Source organism: Crystallibacter permensis, from assembly GCF_025960875.1.
GTDB classification, from domain to species: Bacteria; Actinomycetota; Actinomycetes; order Actinomycetales; family Micrococcaceae; genus Crystallibacter; species Crystallibacter permensis.
In genome coordinates, this window is sequence record NZ_JAODLR010000010.1 from 61,966 (window position 1) to 77,753 (window position 15,788).

16 protein-coding genes and 2 pseudogenes are annotated in these 15,788 nt (G+C 64.3%); 5 read left to right on the forward strand and 13 right to left on the reverse strand.

The features are described 5' to 3' along the window. Positions 1-146: 146 nt before the first annotated feature. The 3 genes and pseudogenes from B0G38_RS12890 to B0G38_RS12900 form a co-directional block, all read right to left on the reverse strand. On the reverse strand, positions 147-338 hold the full coding sequence (locus tag B0G38_RS12890) for a hypothetical protein (protein ID WP_264669865.1): 192 nt from the start codon (positions 336-338) through the stop codon (positions 147-149). 33 nt (positions 339-371) lie between these two features. Then, positions 372-690 (reverse strand): annotated as a pseudogene (ssb, locus tag B0G38_RS12895) (single-stranded DNA-binding protein); the annotation flags it as partial. Between the two features lie 39 nt (positions 691-729). Further along, positions 730-963 (reverse strand): annotated as a pseudogene (locus tag B0G38_RS12900) (glutaredoxin family protein); the annotation flags it as partial. A 388-nt stretch (positions 964-1,351) separates the two neighbouring features. Here B0G38_RS12900 and B0G38_RS12905 point away from each other — a divergent pair. Genes B0G38_RS12905 through B0G38_RS12915 form a run of 3 tightly spaced genes read left to right on the forward strand, consistent with a single transcriptional unit; the run spans position 1,352 to position 4,799 of the window. Further along, a complete protein-coding gene (locus B0G38_RS12905) occupies positions 1,352-2,461 on the forward strand; it encodes a tyrosine-type recombinase/integrase (RefSeq protein ID WP_264669834.1) in 1,110 nt (369 codons plus the stop codon). Further along, positions 2,458-2,799, forward strand: a complete 342-nt coding sequence (locus tag B0G38_RS12910) for a helix-turn-helix domain-containing protein (protein WP_264669835.1) — start codon at positions 2,458-2,460, stop codon at positions 2,797-2,799. The genes B0G38_RS12905 and B0G38_RS12910 overlap by 4 nt, the downstream gene beginning before the upstream one ends. 8 nt (positions 2,800-2,807) lie before the next feature. Then, positions 2,808-4,799 carry a variable surface family protein gene (locus B0G38_RS12915; RefSeq protein ID WP_264669836.1) on the forward strand — a complete coding sequence of 664 codons (1,992 nt, stop codon included), beginning with the start codon at positions 2,808-2,810 and terminating at the stop codon, positions 4,797-4,799. Positions 4,800-4,830: 31 nt separating this feature from the next. On the opposite strand, the gene B0G38_RS12920 is transcribed toward B0G38_RS12915, so the two are convergent. Beyond that, positions 4,831-5,184, reverse strand: coding sequence for a MerR family transcriptional regulator (locus tag B0G38_RS12920; protein WP_264669862.1), 354 nt, complete (start codon positions 5,182-5,184; stop codon positions 4,831-4,833). Between the two features lie 222 nt (positions 5,185-5,406). Here B0G38_RS12920 and B0G38_RS12925 point away from each other — a divergent pair, with 222 nt between their 5' ends. Beyond that, positions 5,407-6,930 carry a SulP family inorganic anion transporter gene (locus B0G38_RS12925; protein ID WP_264669837.1) on the forward strand — a complete coding sequence of 508 codons (1,524 nt, stop codon included), beginning with the start codon at positions 5,407-5,409 and terminating at the stop codon, positions 6,928-6,930. A 410-nt stretch (positions 6,931-7,340) separates the two neighbouring features. On the opposite strand, the gene B0G38_RS23330 is transcribed toward B0G38_RS12925, so the two are convergent. The 4 genes from B0G38_RS23330 to B0G38_RS12945 all read right to left on the reverse strand — a co-directional run bounded on the left by B0G38_RS23330 (position 7,341) and on the right by B0G38_RS12945 (position 9,279). After that, a complete protein-coding gene (locus B0G38_RS23330; protein WP_169998935.1) occupies positions 7,341-7,535 on the reverse strand; it encodes a helix-turn-helix domain-containing protein in 195 nt (64 codons plus the stop codon). Positions 7,536-8,109: 574 nt separating this feature from the next. After that, positions 8,110-8,724: a DUF305 domain-containing protein gene (locus B0G38_RS12935; RefSeq protein ID WP_264669838.1), complete on the reverse strand. Its 615-nt coding sequence runs from the start codon at positions 8,722-8,724 to the stop codon at positions 8,110-8,112. Positions 8,725-8,741: 17 nt separating this feature from the next. Continuing rightward, positions 8,742-8,969 carry a DUF3105 domain-containing protein gene (locus B0G38_RS12940; RefSeq protein ID WP_319801246.1) on the reverse strand — a complete coding sequence of 76 codons (228 nt, stop codon included), beginning with the start codon at positions 8,967-8,969 and terminating at the stop codon, positions 8,742-8,744. Further along, positions 8,953-9,279, reverse strand: a complete 327-nt coding sequence (locus B0G38_RS12945) for a DUF3105 domain-containing protein (protein ID WP_264669839.1) — start codon at positions 9,277-9,279, stop codon at positions 8,953-8,955. Before B0G38_RS12945 ends, B0G38_RS12940 begins: the two co-directional genes overlap by 17 nt. Positions 9,280-9,649: 370 nt before the next feature. Between B0G38_RS12945 and B0G38_RS12950 the strand changes: the two genes are divergently transcribed. Next, the gene (locus B0G38_RS12950) at positions 9,650-10,900 is read left to right on the forward strand and encodes an Nramp family divalent metal transporter (protein ID WP_169998931.1); all 1,251 of its coding nucleotides are present in this window, start codon (positions 9,650-9,652) and stop codon (positions 10,898-10,900) included. Between the two features lie 147 nt (positions 10,901-11,047). On the opposite strand, the gene B0G38_RS12955 is transcribed toward B0G38_RS12950, so the two are convergent. The 5 genes from B0G38_RS12955 to B0G38_RS12975 all read right to left on the reverse strand — a co-directional run bounded on the left by B0G38_RS12955 (position 11,048) and on the right by B0G38_RS12975 (position 15,738). Further along, a complete protein-coding gene (locus tag B0G38_RS12955) occupies positions 11,048-12,499 on the reverse strand; it encodes a multicopper oxidase family protein (protein ID WP_264669840.1) in 1,452 nt (483 codons plus the stop codon). Positions 12,500-12,508: 9 nt separating this feature from the next. Then, entirely contained in the window at positions 12,509-12,805 is a 297-nt protein-coding gene (locus B0G38_RS12960) for a hypothetical protein (protein WP_205834793.1), read from the reverse strand. Positions 12,806-12,890: 85 nt separating this feature from the next. Continuing rightward, positions 12,891-13,400 carry a signal peptidase II gene (gene lspA, locus B0G38_RS12965; RefSeq protein ID WP_169997967.1) on the reverse strand — a complete coding sequence of 170 codons (510 nt, stop codon included), beginning with the start codon at positions 13,398-13,400 and terminating at the stop codon, positions 12,891-12,893. Next, complete coding sequence (locus tag B0G38_RS12970) at positions 13,397-15,349, reverse strand: heavy metal translocating P-type ATPase (RefSeq protein WP_169997965.1); 1,953 nt, start codon at positions 15,347-15,349, stop codon at positions 13,397-13,399. Before B0G38_RS12970 ends, lspA begins: the two co-directional genes overlap by 4 nt. Then, positions 15,346-15,738 carry an ArsR/SmtB family transcription factor gene (locus B0G38_RS12975; protein WP_169997963.1) on the reverse strand — a complete coding sequence of 131 codons (393 nt, stop codon included), beginning with the start codon at positions 15,736-15,738 and terminating at the stop codon, positions 15,346-15,348. The genes B0G38_RS12970 and B0G38_RS12975 overlap by 4 nt, the downstream gene beginning before the upstream one ends. Positions 15,739-15,788: the final 50 nt, after the last annotated feature.

A 15,788-nucleotide genomic window follows, 5' to 3' on the forward strand; every position in this document is an offset into this window, starting at 1 on the left:
TGGTTCCGGGCTGTTGATAATGGTTTCCCCCAAACTGGTTTTATCCGGCCCGGGACTTTTTTTGTTGGCCCTGGCCGCTGCGGACATTCCCCCCAACGATGTTCCGCGCGGCCAGGGCCTTCACCTTTACCCTTCCTCAAAGAAGTTCAGTTAACGTTCCCGGTGAGCGTACCGGGCGGCAGCGCCAGTCCTTTGAAGACCGGCTCTTCCGCCGGCGCGGGCCGGCCATCCGGCGGGGTCGGTTTGCCGCGGCCTTCGGGGTTGGCGATTTTGCCGAACCAGGCGTCGTCGTCGGCGTATGCGCGGGGGCTGATCGGCAGCAGGTCCACCGGGTGCACACCCGCGGGCTCCCCCGCAGGCTCCTCCGCGCTTTGGTTGATCTCCAGATCTATCGCGGTGCGTTTTTCCCCGGCCCTGGTTTCGTAGCTGCGCGGCTCGAGCCGGCCCTGGGCAATAACGCGGGTACCTCGGGTGAGGGTTTCGGCGGCGTATTCGGCCGCTTCCCGCCAGACGGAGGACCGCAGGAACAGGGTCTCCCCGTCCTTGTACCCGCCGGCCTCGCGATCAAAGACGCGAGGGGTGGAGGCGATGGTGAAATTCGCGACCGCCGTACCGGAGGCCGTGTGTGAAGCGCAGTTCGGGGTCGGCGGTGAGGTTGCCGGTGACGGTGACGCTGTTTTCGCCTGACATGGTTATGCGGTCCTGTTCTCTGGTTTCGTTCGCGGCGGATCAGCCAGCGGTGGTGTGGGTGAGCGCGGTGACGGCCCGTTGAATACTGTCGGGAAACAGGTGCGACCAGTGGAAGTCGTCGTCGATGACCACGATGGGCGCCTGGGAATACCCGAGTTCCTCACAAACGTAGTCCAGCGCTGCCGGGGTTTCGGTGAGGTCCACGACGTGCGGTTCAATACCTGCGTCCCGAAACTTCTCAATGGTTTTGCGGCAAGGATTGCAGCCGGGTTTCGTGTAAACAAGGAGGAATTATTCATCTGATGCATCATCTCCTGTTCCAACGAGGCTGCCGGCCTGCAACCGCACGGATCTTCCCCCGTGCTTCGCGACCTGTTCCGAGGCAATAGCGACCGGTGCGAGAGTTAGCGGTCCTTCCGTGCACCTCCTTCGATTGCTGATTCCACGTCTCGGAACCAGCCTGACAGCTTGTACCGACATTCTGCTGATCTGAAATAGTGGCCGGATCAGGAGTTTCCGTCCCTGGGGGACGGCGCGGTGCGCGGTTTTCAATCTGATTCCCCCTCCCGATTGATGCACTACATGCAACATACCGTACTATGACAGCAGAATGAAGCTTTTCCTTAAGTCTTTGTCCATGTCGAGAGAGGAGGTCCTGCGCATGTTTTCGCCTGTTTCGGTAATCGGAGGCCGCGAGGACGTTCGGCACCTGGACCCGGAGGCGGCCGTTTTCGATGGAATGCTTACCGGATGGGAGCGGCAGCAGCTAAGCCGCGGGCTGGGCCGCCAGACCATAAAGAACAACCTGTCGTTTATGCGCCGGTTCATGTCCTTCACCGGAGACTATCCTTGGCGCTGGCAGGCAGGGGACGTTGAAGACTTCACCGCTTCCCTGCTCTCGCGGCAGCCGCCGCTGGCCCATTCGACCCTGCGTGGCTATCACGCGAAGATCAGATCCTTCTGCAGTTTCATCACCGACCCCGGATACGGATGGGCAGAGGAATGCGAACAGCGTTTCGGCACCCACCCGATCCAGATCTGCCATGACCGCAACACCCTCCACCACCTGGCTGAATTCGAGGCCAAACCGGCCAGGCGGCCCTTCACCTATGACGAACTCGAAGCCTTCTTCGCCCATGCCGACCGGCAGGTCGACCGGATCGTCGCGGCGGGCAAGAAGGGCGCCCTCGCGGCGCTGCGTGATGCACAGATGTTCAAGACCATCTACGCCTTCGGACTGCGGCGGACCGAAGCGGTGATGCTGGACCTACCCGATCTGCGGTCCAATCCCCATAGCCCCCAGTGGGGCAGTTTCGGCACCCTCCACGTACGCTTCGGGAAGGCCTTCAAAGGCGGGCCACCCCGACGGCGTACCGTCCTGGCGGTACCTGAGTTCGACTGGGCGCTGCACGGTCTGCGTCAATGGGTGGAAGAAGCCCGGCCCAGGTTCGGCTCCCGCAATTCCACGGCTTTATGGATCACCGAGCGCAGTTCCCGCGTCACTGCCCGCCATCTGGACACCAGGTTCGCCGAGCTGCGCCGCGAGCTGGACCTCGACCAGCACCTCACCCTGCACAGCCTGCGCCATGCCTATGTCACGCACCTGGTTGAATTCGGTTACCCCGAGCGTTTCGTCCAGGAACAGGTCGGCCACTCGTACGCCTCGACGACCGCGATCTACACCTCGGTCAGCAACGACTACAAAAACCGGATCCTTGCCAAGGCCTTGGCAAGGATCTACCACCCCGAGCAGCAAGGACAGCACCCATGAGCGACGGCTACAGCATCACCTGGAACATCCGGCAGCTGATGGCCGCTAAAGGCCTCTTCCACACCACCGACATGGTCCCGCTGCTGGCCGAGCGCGGCATCACGCTCTCCCGGGAGCAGGTCTACCGGCTCGTGACCTCCACTCCCGCCCGGCTCAACCTCGAAGTACTGGCAGCGTTCTGCGACATCCTCGGCTGCACCCCCAATGACCTGATCAGCTTCACTGCCCGTACCGCCGAGAAACCTTTGGACCAGACCGCCTCCGGCGAAACACCCGGACCCCGGCGGATCGGCGACCTGCGGCCCCTTCCCGCCACCATCCGCCGACCCGAACAATAAACACTCAGGTGCCTCCGTCCTCTCCTGCCGCTCCCCCGCGCCTTACCGCCCGCGACCGGCTCATCACCGCACTGCAGGAACTCCCCGGGCCCACCGCACGGATCGGCAGGAAGGACCTGTCCACACTGGTCGACGCCGTGGCCCGCTCCCCGAAGAGCCAGGGCGTGCTGCGCCGCTATGTTCTCAGCCGGCCCGGCTTCACCACCGACGCCGACCCCTACATGCCCCGCCTGGCCCAACAACTGCTGCGCGCCACGCAGGACGCAGGCATCGCAGGGATCATCCTGCCCCGCTGCATGGCCTGCAACGAACCCCGCTTCCTCGTCCAAACCATGCGCAACGGCCAACGGGCCTGCTTCCCCTGCACCACAAAGCAATACATCCGCAACTGCGGAATCTGCGCCGAACCCCGGAGAATCAACACGGTCCGTAACGGCGTGGATTACTGCCAGCGGTGCTGGCGGAAAGACCCGGCCTCCTTTAAGGAATGCTCCGGATGCGGCAGGTACGGCACCATCGAAAAAAGATCCCCGCAAGGCCTGCTCTGCCCCCGCTGCGCGCCCGGGACGATCGCCGCCTGCCACAGCTGCGCCAAGACCGGCCGCATCAGGGGATACCTGCTGGGCGGCCCGCAGTGCGAACCTTGCCACCACCGGATCCGCCGCGTCCCGGCCGCATGCCCCCACTGCCACGGCAACAAAATCATCGCCTATCTGGACTCCACCGGCACCCCGTGCTGCGCCTCCTGCGCCGGAGTTCCGCCCCGCCGTAGCTGCACCGACTGCGGCGCCGAAGAGAATCTCTACGGCCGGCGATGCTGCTCCTGCGAGGTCCGGGAACGCAGCCTGGACCTGATCACCGACAACCAGGGCGTTCTCAATACTGTTTTCGTACCGGTCCGGCAGCAACTGCTCGCCAGTTCACGCAGCACGTCCATCGCCCACTGGATCCGCCGCAGCGCCTCGGCCCGGCTGATCCGCCGCTTCGTGAACAATGAACTCACCCTCGACCACGCATCCCTTGATGGCTGTCCCCGGACCAGTGCAACGGACTACGTCCGCAGCCTGTTCATCGCCACCGGGCTGCTCCCCCAGCGCGATGAAAACCTGCACCGCTTCGAAACCTGGACCACGGCCTTCCTGGGCAGCCTGCCTCAGGAGACACGCACCTATCTCGAGCCCTACCTGCGCTGGATCATCGGCCGGCAGCTCCGCCTGCAAGCACGCACCGGACCGACCAAGGACAGCACGCTCTCCCAGGCCCGGCAAAAAGGACAAACCGCCGCCGGTTTCATGCAGCACCTGGCCGGTCTGGGGCTCGAACCTGCGCAAGCCAGCCAATCCGCACTCGATGGCTATGTGCTGGAAAACCCGCGAAGCAAGCCGCTCCTGGCCGCTTTCCTGACCTGGGCCGCAGCTGATACCGATATGCCCAAGCTTCGGCTTCATGTCCCGCAGCCGGGGTATCCCTCTTCCACCATGTCGGAGCAGGACTACTGGGCCACCATCGACCGGCTGCAAACAGACGACGGTATTCCGCTGCACGTCAGGATCACCGGTTTGTTCGTCGGCCTCTATGCGCAAACCCTCACCAGCATCACCACACTTACGCTCAACGACATTGTCATTGATGATCGTCAGGTATCCGTGCGCTTTGGCCTCTCCCCAATTCAGACCCACGGTAATCTCGCAGCCCTGATCGCAGAGCATCAGCGGGCGGCCAAGCCCTGGGCGATGGACGAAACGGCGCCTTGGTTATTCCCTGCCCCGCAGCCCGGACGCCACCTCTCGCCGTCGGCCCTCTCGGCCGGACTCTCGAAATGCGGCATCAAAGCCACTCCCCTGCGTAACGCCGGACTGATCAACCTTGCCGCCCACATCCCCATCGCCCCCTTGTGCGATCTGACCGGGCTCGGCACCCTGGCCGCTGCCCGCTGGGCCGACACAGCGGCACGATCCTGGAACAACTACCCACAACTCAGGACCGCTCCACGGAATTAGAGCGCACCGCGCCGCCCGATCCGATGCCGGATTACTTGTTTTCGAGGCTGGCTATGAAGTCATCAGCCCGTTCGAGATTGAGTGCGAGCTTGTCCCTTTTTTCATTGGCCCGGCGGATGTAGCTCTCCAACAGTTCCCTCTCACGCGGGTGGGCGGCGCCGTCAGCGAGAGTATCAACAACCTCGAGCAGTTCAGCCATTTCCTCCAACGTGAAGCCCAGGGGCTTCATCGAGCGGATCACGATCAAGCGCTGCAGATCCGAGTCCGTATAAACACGGAACCCTCCCTCCGTCCGCGTGGTTGCGGGCAGGAGCCCGATCTCGTCATAGTGGCGGATGGTGCGCAGCGACAGCCCCGTAGCATCGGCCAATTCACCAATATGCATCGTCCGCGCCTGGGTGGCTGTTCCTTTGGATTTGTTCACAGTCCAAGTCTCCCTCTTCCCAAGGATTACAACCCTACCCTCACGTTAGGTTAGGGTAGTAACCGGCCTGCGGAACGAGCAGTTGCCGACAGACGCTTTCTTCTGCGCAGCGTGGCGCATCCCTCGGACTCTTTTGTAACCGAAGGCCTGCCGTGCCTTCTTGACAGTGAATGGAGCCTTGAATTGGCCACCACAACAGCCGGCAGCAAGCCGGCCCTTTCTCCCGAGGAGCGCCAGTCCGTGCTGCGCACCCTCAAATCCCCGCGCCTGCTCAAGACCGAAGTCCTGGCCGGACTCGTCGTCGCCCTGGCGCTCATTCCCGAAGCGATTGCCTTCTCCATCATCGCAGGAGTGGACCCGCGGCTTGGACTGTTCGCGGCGTTCACCATGGCGGTCTCGATCGCTTTCCTGGGCGGGCGCCCCGCCATGATCTCCGCGGCAACCGGCGCCGTTGCACTGGTAATCGCCCCCTTGGTCGACAGCCACGGCATCGACTACTTCATCGCAGCGGTAATCCTCGCCGGTGTCCTGCAGGTGCTGCTGGCACTGGCGGGCGTAGCCAAACTGATGCGCTTCATCCCCCGCCAGGTAATGGTCGGCTTCGTCAACGCCCTCGCGATCCTGATCTTCATGTCCCAGGTCCCCGAACTCCTCGGCGTCCCGTGGCTGGTCTACCCGCTGACCGCCCTCGGGCTGGCCATCGTCTTCGGCCTGCCGAAGCTGACCAACGTAGTTCCCGCCCCGCTGGTGGCCATCATCGTCCTGACGCTCATCACAGTCCTGGCCGCCATCACCGTTCCCACCGTGGGCGACAAGGGCGACCTGCCGGACAGCCTCCCGACACTGTTCTTCCCCAACGTGCCGCTGAACTTCGAGACACTGCAGATCCTGTTCCCCTATTCGCTGGCCATGGCCTTCGTCGGCCTGCTCGAATCCCTGATGACCGCGAAGCTCGTCGACGACATCACCGACACCCGCTCGGGCAAGACCCGGGAGTCCTGGGGCCAGGGTGCGGCGAACATCATCACCGGGTTCTTCGGCGGCATGGGCGGCTGCGCCATGATCGGCCAAACCATGATCAACGTGAAGGCCTCCGGCGCCCGCACCCGGATCTCCACATTCCTGGCCGGCATGTTTCTGCTCCTCCTGGTGGTCAGCCTCGGCGACATTGTCGCACTGATCCCCATGGCCGCCCTGGTAGCCGTGATGATCTTCGTGTCCATCGCCACCTTCGACTGGCACAGCATCCAGCCCTCGACACTGAAAATGATGCCCAAGAGCGAAACCGCCGTCATGCTGGCCACCGTCATCGTGACCGTGTGGACGCATAACCTGGCGATCGGCGTCGGGGTGGGCGTCCTGACCGCCATGGTCCTTTTCGCGCGGCGCGTGGCACACTTCGTGAGCGTCGACCGGACCGTAATGGAACTCAACGGGGAAAAGGTGGCCACCTATGTCGTGGACGGCGAACTGTTCTTCGCCTCCTCCAATGACCTCTACACTCAGTTCGAATACGCGCACGACCCGGACAAAGTCATCATCGACATGCATGCCTCACACCTCTGGGATGCCTCCACGATTGCCGCCTTGGACGCGATAACCGAGAAGTACCACCGGCACGGCAAAGACGTGGAAATCATCGGCCTTAACTCCGCCAGCGTGCTCATGCGCGAACGCATGGCCGGAAAACTCGGCGGCGGCCACTAAGCACCAGCAGGAATAATCAGAACAGGCCGCATACGCGGCCGAACAACTCCAGAACGGGCTGCACTGTCGAGAGCCCGTGGATGGCAAGAATAGGAACTGCCCGCGACCTCGCCGCGGGCAGTTCCTATTCGATTAACGCAACTTACGAATAATGCAGTTACACCAGTACGTGGGAGTAGTCATGTTCAGTCCTGCGTTTCGTATCAGCTTTGGTGAGGTTCGTCTGGATGACTTGATACCTCTATTCTAGCGTTCATTCATCTGAATGACTAGGGGTTTTGCCGCGTATTCTAGGGGTTTTTATCCCCCCTACCTTGTCGGTTGGTCCGGGAGCCTGCGGCGGGGCAGGCATTTTTGTCACTTTCAGAAGTCGTCTGCACGGAATGTCCGAAGTCGACCGCACAAGCGAATTAGGGGCCGGAGAGTTTTGGCTCTGCGCGTCGGATGGCACGGTAGACGGTAGACCTGCCTACAGAGAACAGCTCGGCCAGCTCCCGCGTGCTGTACTCGTCCGAGGCGTGGAGCTTGTTGACGTGAGCTTCTTGCTTTGACTGTGAGTTTCGGCTGTTTGCCACGGTGCCGCCCCTTGGACTTTTCGACCTCATTCCTTCGCGTGTGCGGTTCCGGATCCCCAACTGACACCGCCTCCCGTGGACTGCTGTGTCGATTCATGCAGCGGACTCCTGAGAACGTACAGCGTTGTGCACACGACTTCTAAGCAAGAAGACCGATTGTGCACAGGACTCCTGACAATCCAATTTCAATAGTCCCCTGCACGAAGCCCGTCATTTCGCCTGACGGTGTGCAGTCGGCTTCTGAAAATGACAGCGGTTGTGACACTAGGGGTTTTGCCCAATTTTTGGTGCGTCCGGGAGCCCATGGTGAGTCAGGTATTTGCTGCGGTTGAGCCTGGTTGTGAACCCTTCCGGCGCCTGGTTTCGCGGTTGCTGTGCATGGTGGTCCCGCTCCCCCACCCCGTCGTCCCCAGCCGGATTTTTGCTTTGGGGTTTTCTGTTTGCCTGGTGCTTCCCGGGCGCGAACGTCCTACATTGGGGCTATGGACAGCGCGGAGCACACCCGGGATGCTGAACGTTACTGTCCCGGGGCTCCTGGTGGATGTCGTGTCCTTTCACCGCGAGGAGATCGAAGGCCACGAAGTGGCCCGGCTGCCCGCGCACCTCAACGAGCGGCGAGAAGCTGGTCCATGTAAGTGATTTCGGACTGTTGCGCGGTGACTATCGATTGCGCAAGGGATTCTACGGCCGGAATATCGGTGCGGGGCAGGATGGCTTCTGCCATGGTAACGCCTGCCTTGTGGTGCTCGATCATCAGTTCGAGATAGAGCCGTTCGGCGTCGGCCCCGTTGGCGGCTTTGAGTTTTGCCAGTTCTTCTGGTGTGGCCATGCCGGGCATCGCCGTATCAGTAGCTGCGCTCTCTTCCGCCGGTGTCCCGCTATGCGTGTTGTGGCCGGCACCCCCGATCCAGGCCATGGCCGGCTGCGCGCCTGCCTGCGGCAAGCCCCACAGCGAGAGCCAGCCGTACATCTGCCCCGCCTGCTGCTGCTGGGAACGGGCAATGTCGTAGGCCAGCTGATCGATGGCCGGATCCTCAGTGCGATCCCTGACAATCATGCTCATGTCCACGGCCTGCAGATGGTGGACCTGCATGTCGCGCGCGAAACCGGCCTCCGCGCTTCCCTCACCGGGGACGGCGGGCCGGGAAGTCAAGCTGCCCAGCGCGCAGCCCGCCACAACGGCCAACGCCAGGGCTGCGATGGCGGCAACAATCCGCAAAGAATAGCTCTTCACCCTCAGGCTGTCCGGCCCGGCGCGTCAACCCCGCCGGTGCAGGCAGCGCCAGGTTCAGGCGCATCCGGGGACTGCCAGTACTTGGAAACAAAGAGGCCGATCCGTTCGTCGTCCGGGGAATCGAGCCCGACCTGGGCTCCCCACGCCGACATCATGATCGGGGACTCTGTTCCTTCCAACGGCGAGAGAACCGAGTACGTGTCCGGGATCGCTTCATCCAGACTCTGGATATCCGCCTCCGAGACCTTGGTCGGGTCGTAAGGTCATCCAGACAGCGCCGTGTTCGAGCGCATGCACCGCGTTCTCGCCGGGCACGGGTTCGCTGTAGGTGCCGCAGTTGAGCCAGGCGGATGCATGGTCGCCGCCGACAGGCGGCGACTGCTCGTAAGCAACCGCCGTATCGACATGGTCGGCGCTCAGATCCTCGAACGTCTGCAGTCCGGCCACTTCGATGTTCTCCGCTGAGGGCGGCGGCGGGTCGTTGCTGAGTGCGACGGTGACCAGCGTTCCGACGACCGCCACGGCGGCGAGGCTGCCCACACCTGCCAGGATCCTGCGTCTACGGGACTGCCGGGCCTGCGCCGTCCTGACCGCTTCCAGCCGGGCAGCCCCTGTCCTGCCGTGCCTGTTTGGATGCTTTCCCGCTCGTCACGCAGCTGCCCCTTGCTTGTCCTTTATACGGCGGCCGTAGGGCCGTGGCTAAACGTCCAGCCCTGTTGTTTCTAGTGCTTACCTGAGCGGATTCTACAGGCCGGCTGGAAGCAGCCTGAGAACCAGTGCCCATTTCCGGCGGCGGGGAGGCGAAGACGGGACGCGCCCAGAAATGTGTAGACACCCCTAGTAATGAGTTTTCGGTGCGCCTAAACTTGTTCAAGACCATGCTTTCTCCCCTCCAGCAGTTGAGGTTCCGATGCCCGTTTCCCCCGTCCTGACCGGACCGCGCAGCAGGCCGCGCGTCCTGGCCAGGCTGCTGCTGCTTGGCCCAGCCTTCGTTGCGGCAATCGCCTACGTGGATCCGGGAAACGTCGCGGCCAACCTCACCGCCGGTGCGCAGTATGGCTTCCTGCTGGTGTGGGTGCTGGTCATGGCGAACGCCATGGCGGTTCTGGTCCAGTACCAGTCGGCGAAACTCGGTTTGGCTACCGGGATGAGCCTTCCCGAAATCCTGGGCAAACGGCTGCCGACCGCCCGCCGGCGGGCTTACTGGCTGCAGGCCGAAGCCGTGGCCGGGGCGACGGACATGGCCGAAGTCATCGGCGGCGCCGTGGCGCTGAACCTGTTGTTTGGCCTGCCGTTGCTGGCCGGCGGGGTGATTGTGGGGGCTGCTTCCATGGTCTTGCTCGCTGTCCAGTCGATGCGTGGGCAGCGTTCGTTTGAAAACATCATTATTGTCCTGCTGGCGGTCATCGCCGGCGGGTTCATGACCGGTCTGTTCGTCAACCCGCCTGATCCGGGCGAGGCGCTCAGCGGGCTGATACCCGGCTTCGATGGCACTGCCACCGTGTTGCTGGCGGCCAGTATGCTCGGCGCTACCGTGATGCCCCATGCGATTTACCTCCACTCGGCCCTGGCCCGGGACCGGCATGGCTACGCCGAAGACCCGAAACAGCGGCAGCGGCTGATCCGGGCGACACGGTGGGATGTCGTCGGCGCCCTGCTGGTTGCCGGCGCGGTGAATATTGCCATGCTTCTGCTGGCAGCTTCCAGCCTGCGCGGAACGGAAGGCACCGATACTATTGCCGGCGCGCATGCCGCGATTACCGACGCGCTGGGTCCGGTCGTCGGCGTCATCTTCGGGATCGGACTGCTGGCTTCGGGCCTGGCGTCAACGTCGGTTGGCTGTTACGCCGGCGCAACGATCATGGGCGGCCTGCTGCACGTACGCATTCCTTTGCTGCTGCGCAGATTCATTACCCTGATTCCCGCCCTGATCATCCTGGGGGCAGGGATCGAGCCGACGTGGGCACTGGTGCTGAGCCAGGTGCTGCTGAGTTTCGGCATACCGTTCGCGCTGATCCCGCTGATCCGTCTGACGGGGAACCGCGAGATCATGGGGATCCATGTCGATTCCATCCCGCTTCGGGTGGCCGGTATCGTCAGCGCCGTCCTGATCGTCGGGTTGAACTGCGTCCTGATCGTGCTCACGGTCTCCGGGCAGTAGCCTCTGGGCAACCGTTCCTTGTTGCGTCCGGTGCCAGCGCAGCTCCTGCTCACACATGGGGCGGACCAAGGGCTTCCGGCACACTCATAGCAAGGAAGGACGGTATCCAAAAGTTGGGTCTGGCTTTCGGCTGTGGACGGTGCGTACTCATGATTCGATGACGGTGAACTGGCCCATCATGCCGTGGTCAGCGTGCCGGATGAAGTGGCAGTGGTACATGTATGCCGTTGTCGGGTCGGTGTAGGGGCCGAACATGAGTGCGATGCGGGCGGAGGCCCGCACGGGCAGGAAGACCGTGTCCTTCCAGCCGGAGAACTCCGGTCCCGGTTCGGCGCCGTTGATGTCCAGAATCCGGAACTGCACGCCGTGAACATGGAAGTTGTGTGGCTGGCTGTCCGTGTTGCTGACATTCCAGATTTCCGTCGTCCCTGCGCCGACGGTCGCGTCGATCCGGGACATGTCCATCAGTTTTCCGTTGATGTACATGCCCTTGAGGATGAAGCTGCGTGTGGCGACCGAGGCTTCCAGGGCGGGCGGCTCAAGGGTGGCCAGGGTCAGGGGCAGCCCGGGTGCAGCAGCCAGTCTCGCGGCTGCCCTGAACTGCAGCAGGTCCAAGACGTCATTGCCGCCGGCTTCATTGTTGAATTTTTCGCTCATGCCCAGCTCCTGGGCGAACGATTGCAGGACGGGTTGTTCCCCGGGCTGGAACCGCACCACGATTTCGGCCCGTTCCCCGGGTGAGAGCAGCAGTCGTTCCACGGCAACGGGGGCCGGCAGCAGGCCGCCGTCGCTGCCGATGACGGTGAACTCCCGGTTATCGCTGAACCCGAAGTTGAACACGCGGGCCGTGGCCGCGTTCAGGAGCCGGAGGCGCACGGTCTCAGTGGTCACGGAAAAGTGCGGGTTGACGGTGCCGTTGATCAGCATGGTGTCGCCCAGCAGCCCCGTCTGCGCATCCGAGGTCGTCGTGAAGGTTCGGTCGTCCTCGAATGCGCGGTCCTGGACGATCAAGGGGATGTCGTCGACCCCGTATTCTCCGGGCAGGCCCTGGTCCGCTCCGTCGCTGTCGACGATGAACATGCCGGCCAATCCCCGGGTCATCTGTTCTTCGGTCTGCCCATGGACGTGGGGGTGGTACCAGAGGGTGGCCGCGGGTTGGTCCAGTGTCCATTCAGGGGCAAATTCATCCCCCGGCGCAATGACCTGGTGGGGACCGCCGTCGTAGATGGCCGGCAGGTGCATGCCGTGCCAGTGCACGGTCGTGGCCTCTTCGAGGGCGTTCTCAATGGCGACGCGTACTGTCTCACCGCGCCGTGCCCGCAGGGTGGGCCCCAGAAAGGCTCCGTTATATCCCCAGGTAGGGGTCCGCCCACCGGGGAGAAAACGGCTGCTTCCTGCTTCGGCTGTGAGCTTGAAAACCCTTGTCCCGTTGGTGGCAACGGTGGAGGGAGCCAGCGGCGGAATGTTGAGTGAATTCGCGAAGTCCAGTGTTCCGGCGGTGGAAATGGGGTCACTGGTGCTGCCGCATCCGGTCAGGAGCAGCGTTGCGGCTCCCCCCGTTCCGAGCAGGAACGTGCGGCGCGAAACATGGTGGTACACCATTGCAGCCTAGGCTCGGACCCGGTCCGGGAGTGAATCGCCTGTGCCCGGGCGGGCGGGCGGGTCCGGTATCCCGGGGCTGCTCGCTGACGCTGTGCCCGTCGGTTCTGCGGCCATTTCCCGGTAGCGGACGCGGCGGATGCGTTTGGCCATGGAGCGCATCAGCAGCACGATGGCGAGCACCATGAAGAAGGTCGCGAAGAATCCGAGTGCTCCGGGGGTGACCTGGTCGGGATCGAGGCCGGGACGCAGTTTGGTTTCCTGGTCGGGGAAAGGATTGGTGACGCCCAGGATGAGATGTTTCAAAGGGTTTTCTCCTCTACAAAAAGTGGTACGCCGGATAAGCCGGATGCCGCCACCTGCCCGACGCTGCGGCGGCCGTTGGCTTTCCTCAGGTATCGGTCCCGGTCCGGGGCTGCAGGAAGGCGCCCAGGACGAACAGCGCCACTCCTGCCGTGACGAAGATATCGGCGAGGTTGAAGGTGGGAAACCAGCCCGTATGCAGGTAGTCCACGACGCCGCGTCCGTCGAGCCGGTCGATGAAGTTACCGGCCGCTCCGCCGAGCAGCAGTCCCGCGCCGGCCCTGGACACCCGGGTCATGGTGGGGGCCGACGAGAGGGCATACCAGACCAGGCCCGCAATGATCAGGCCGGTGGCTGCGATGATCACCCAGTCCGGCAGATCCGCGCCGAAGCTGAACGCGACCCCGGGGTTGTACAGCAGCCGGAAATTGAGCACCCCCAGATCGGCCGTCGCTCCGCCGGAGAGCAGGGCCTCGGCCGTTGACTTGACGGCCAGGTCGGCGGCGGCCAGCACCGCCGCCCAGACCAGCAGCACCGCCCGGACCCGGCGGCCGGCCCGGATCGGTGTTGCGGTCCGGGCCGTGGATTCGGCGCTCATGCCGCCGGCTCCAGCACGGGAGCCTTCGCCGGAGCGAAGGCGGATTTGCGGCTGATCCGGCCTGCCCGCACGCCGTTGGCGATGACGACGATTTCCGCCAGTTCGTGCACCAGCACGACGGCGGCAAGGCCGAGCACCCCGAACAGGGCCAACGGAATCAGCACGGCAATCAGCAGCAGGGACAGGCACACGTTCTGCAGCATGATGCCCCGGGTCCGGCGCGCGTGGTCGAGCACCTGGGGCAGGTGGTTCAGGTCCTCTCCCATCAGCGCGATGTCCGCGGTCTCGATCGCGACGTCGGTACCCATGGCACCCATGGCGATGCCGGTATCGGCAGTCGCCAGGGCGGGGGCGTCGTTGACGCCGTCGCCGACCATGGCGGTCGGCTGCCGGGCCTTGAGCGTGCGGATAATCTCGGCCTTGTCCTCGGGGCGGAGGTCGGCGTGGACTTCGCTGATGCCGGCAGCCTTGGCCAGGGCGTTGGCCGTGATCGTGTTGTCGCCAGTGAGCATGGCCGTGGTGTACCCGGATTTGGCGAGCCGGGCGATGACGCCGCGGACTTCGGGACGCAGTTCATCGCGCACCGCCACGGCGCCGATCACCCGCGCGTCCTCTTCGATCAGCACCGCGGTGGCACCGGCCTGCTGCATCCTCTCGACCTCGGCGGCCAGCGGCCCGGGAGCGATCCAGCCCGGGCGGCCAAGGCGGAGGCGTTTACCGTCGAGGCTGCCTTCCAGGCCGGCACCGGGGACCGTGTCCACATCGGTGACCACAGCCCTGTCGTCGGTTGCGGCGAGGATCGCGCGGGCCAGGGGATGTTCGCTGCGCGCTTCGAGCCCGGCGGCCAAGGCGAGTACACGCTCCCGGCTGACACCGTCGACGGAAGCAACATCGACGACTGCGGGCTGGTTGCGGGTGAGGGTGCCGGTCTTGTCCAGGGCGATGGTGCGGATTTTCCCGAGGGTTTCCAGGGCTCCCCCGCCCTTGATCAGGACACCGATGCGGCTGGCGGCGCCCACGGATGCGACGACCGTGACGGGCACGGAGATGGCCAGGGCACACGGGGAGGCGGCGACGAGGACGACGAGGGCGCGTTCGAACCACAGCAGCGGTTCCCCGGCCAGGAAGCCGAAGGCGGTGATCAGGGCGGCAACGATCAGGATGCCCGGCACGAGCCGGCTGGCGATGGCGTCGGCGAGCCGCTGGCCCGGGCCCTTGCGGGACTGTTCGGCCTCGACGATGTGCACGATCCGGGCCAGCGAATTCTCTTCGCTGGTGCTGGTGACCTCGACTTCGAGCGGTCCGGTGCCGTTGATCGACCCCGCGTAGACATCGCTGCCCGGTCCGGCTTCTACCGGGACGGATTCCCCGGTCAGAGCGGAGGTATCCAGGGAGGTGCGGCCGGTAATGATCCGGCCGTCGGTGGCCAGGCGTTCGCCGGGTCGCACGACCATCCGGTCCCCGGGCACAAGCTGGGCCGGGGCGACCGTGGTCTCTGTGCCGTTGCGCAGCACGGTCGCTTCGGCCGGGACCAGATCCAGCAGGGCGCGCAGGCCGCGGCGGGTTTTCGTCAGGGAGTATTCCTCGAGCCCTTCGGAGATCGAATAAAGGAAGGCCAGCATGGCCGCTTCCTCGAACTGTCCGAGAGCGACGGCGCCGGCGGCGGCGAGGGTCATCAGGGTGCCGACACCGATCTTGCCTTTCGCCAGGCGCTTCAGCGTGGAGGGAACGAACGTCCAGGCGGCAACGAGCAGCGCCGCGATTTCCAGCGGCAGCACCAGCCACGAGGGGGCACCGGCCAGGCCGGCGACCCAGCCGGCCAGCAACAGCACGCCAGCCGTCAGCGCGAAGCGGACTTCGGTCACCTGCCAGAACTTCACGGGCTCATGCTCCGCTGCCTCTGCCCCGGACCGCGGTTCCTCGTCATGGCTGCAGCAGGCGTCGCTCATCGTGCGTTCTCCTTCGCGGCGCGTGCACCGGCGGCACGGGTTGCGGCGGTGCCGTAGTTCGGGCAGAGGCTGACCGCGTTGCCGGTGGCTGCCAGGAGGACCTCGGCGTGGGCGAGCATGTCCATCAGCTCCGGGCGGGTCAGCGAGTAGTACACGCTGCGCCCCTGGGCGCGTCCGTCCACCAGCCCGCAGTCGCGCAGGCAGGCTACGTGCGCCGACACGGTGGACTGGGCCAGGCCGAGTTCACCGGTGAGATCGCCCACACGCGCTTCGCCCCGGGCCATCCGCTTCACAATCGCGAGCCGGGTCGGATCGCTGAGAGAATGGAACAGGGCAGCCGCCGGATCCAGGCCGGAAGCGGCATCACCGCAGGATTCATTGATCGTCATATGCCGATAATACCAAGAACTACCGATCGCCCTTGCCGGTTTGCCAGAAG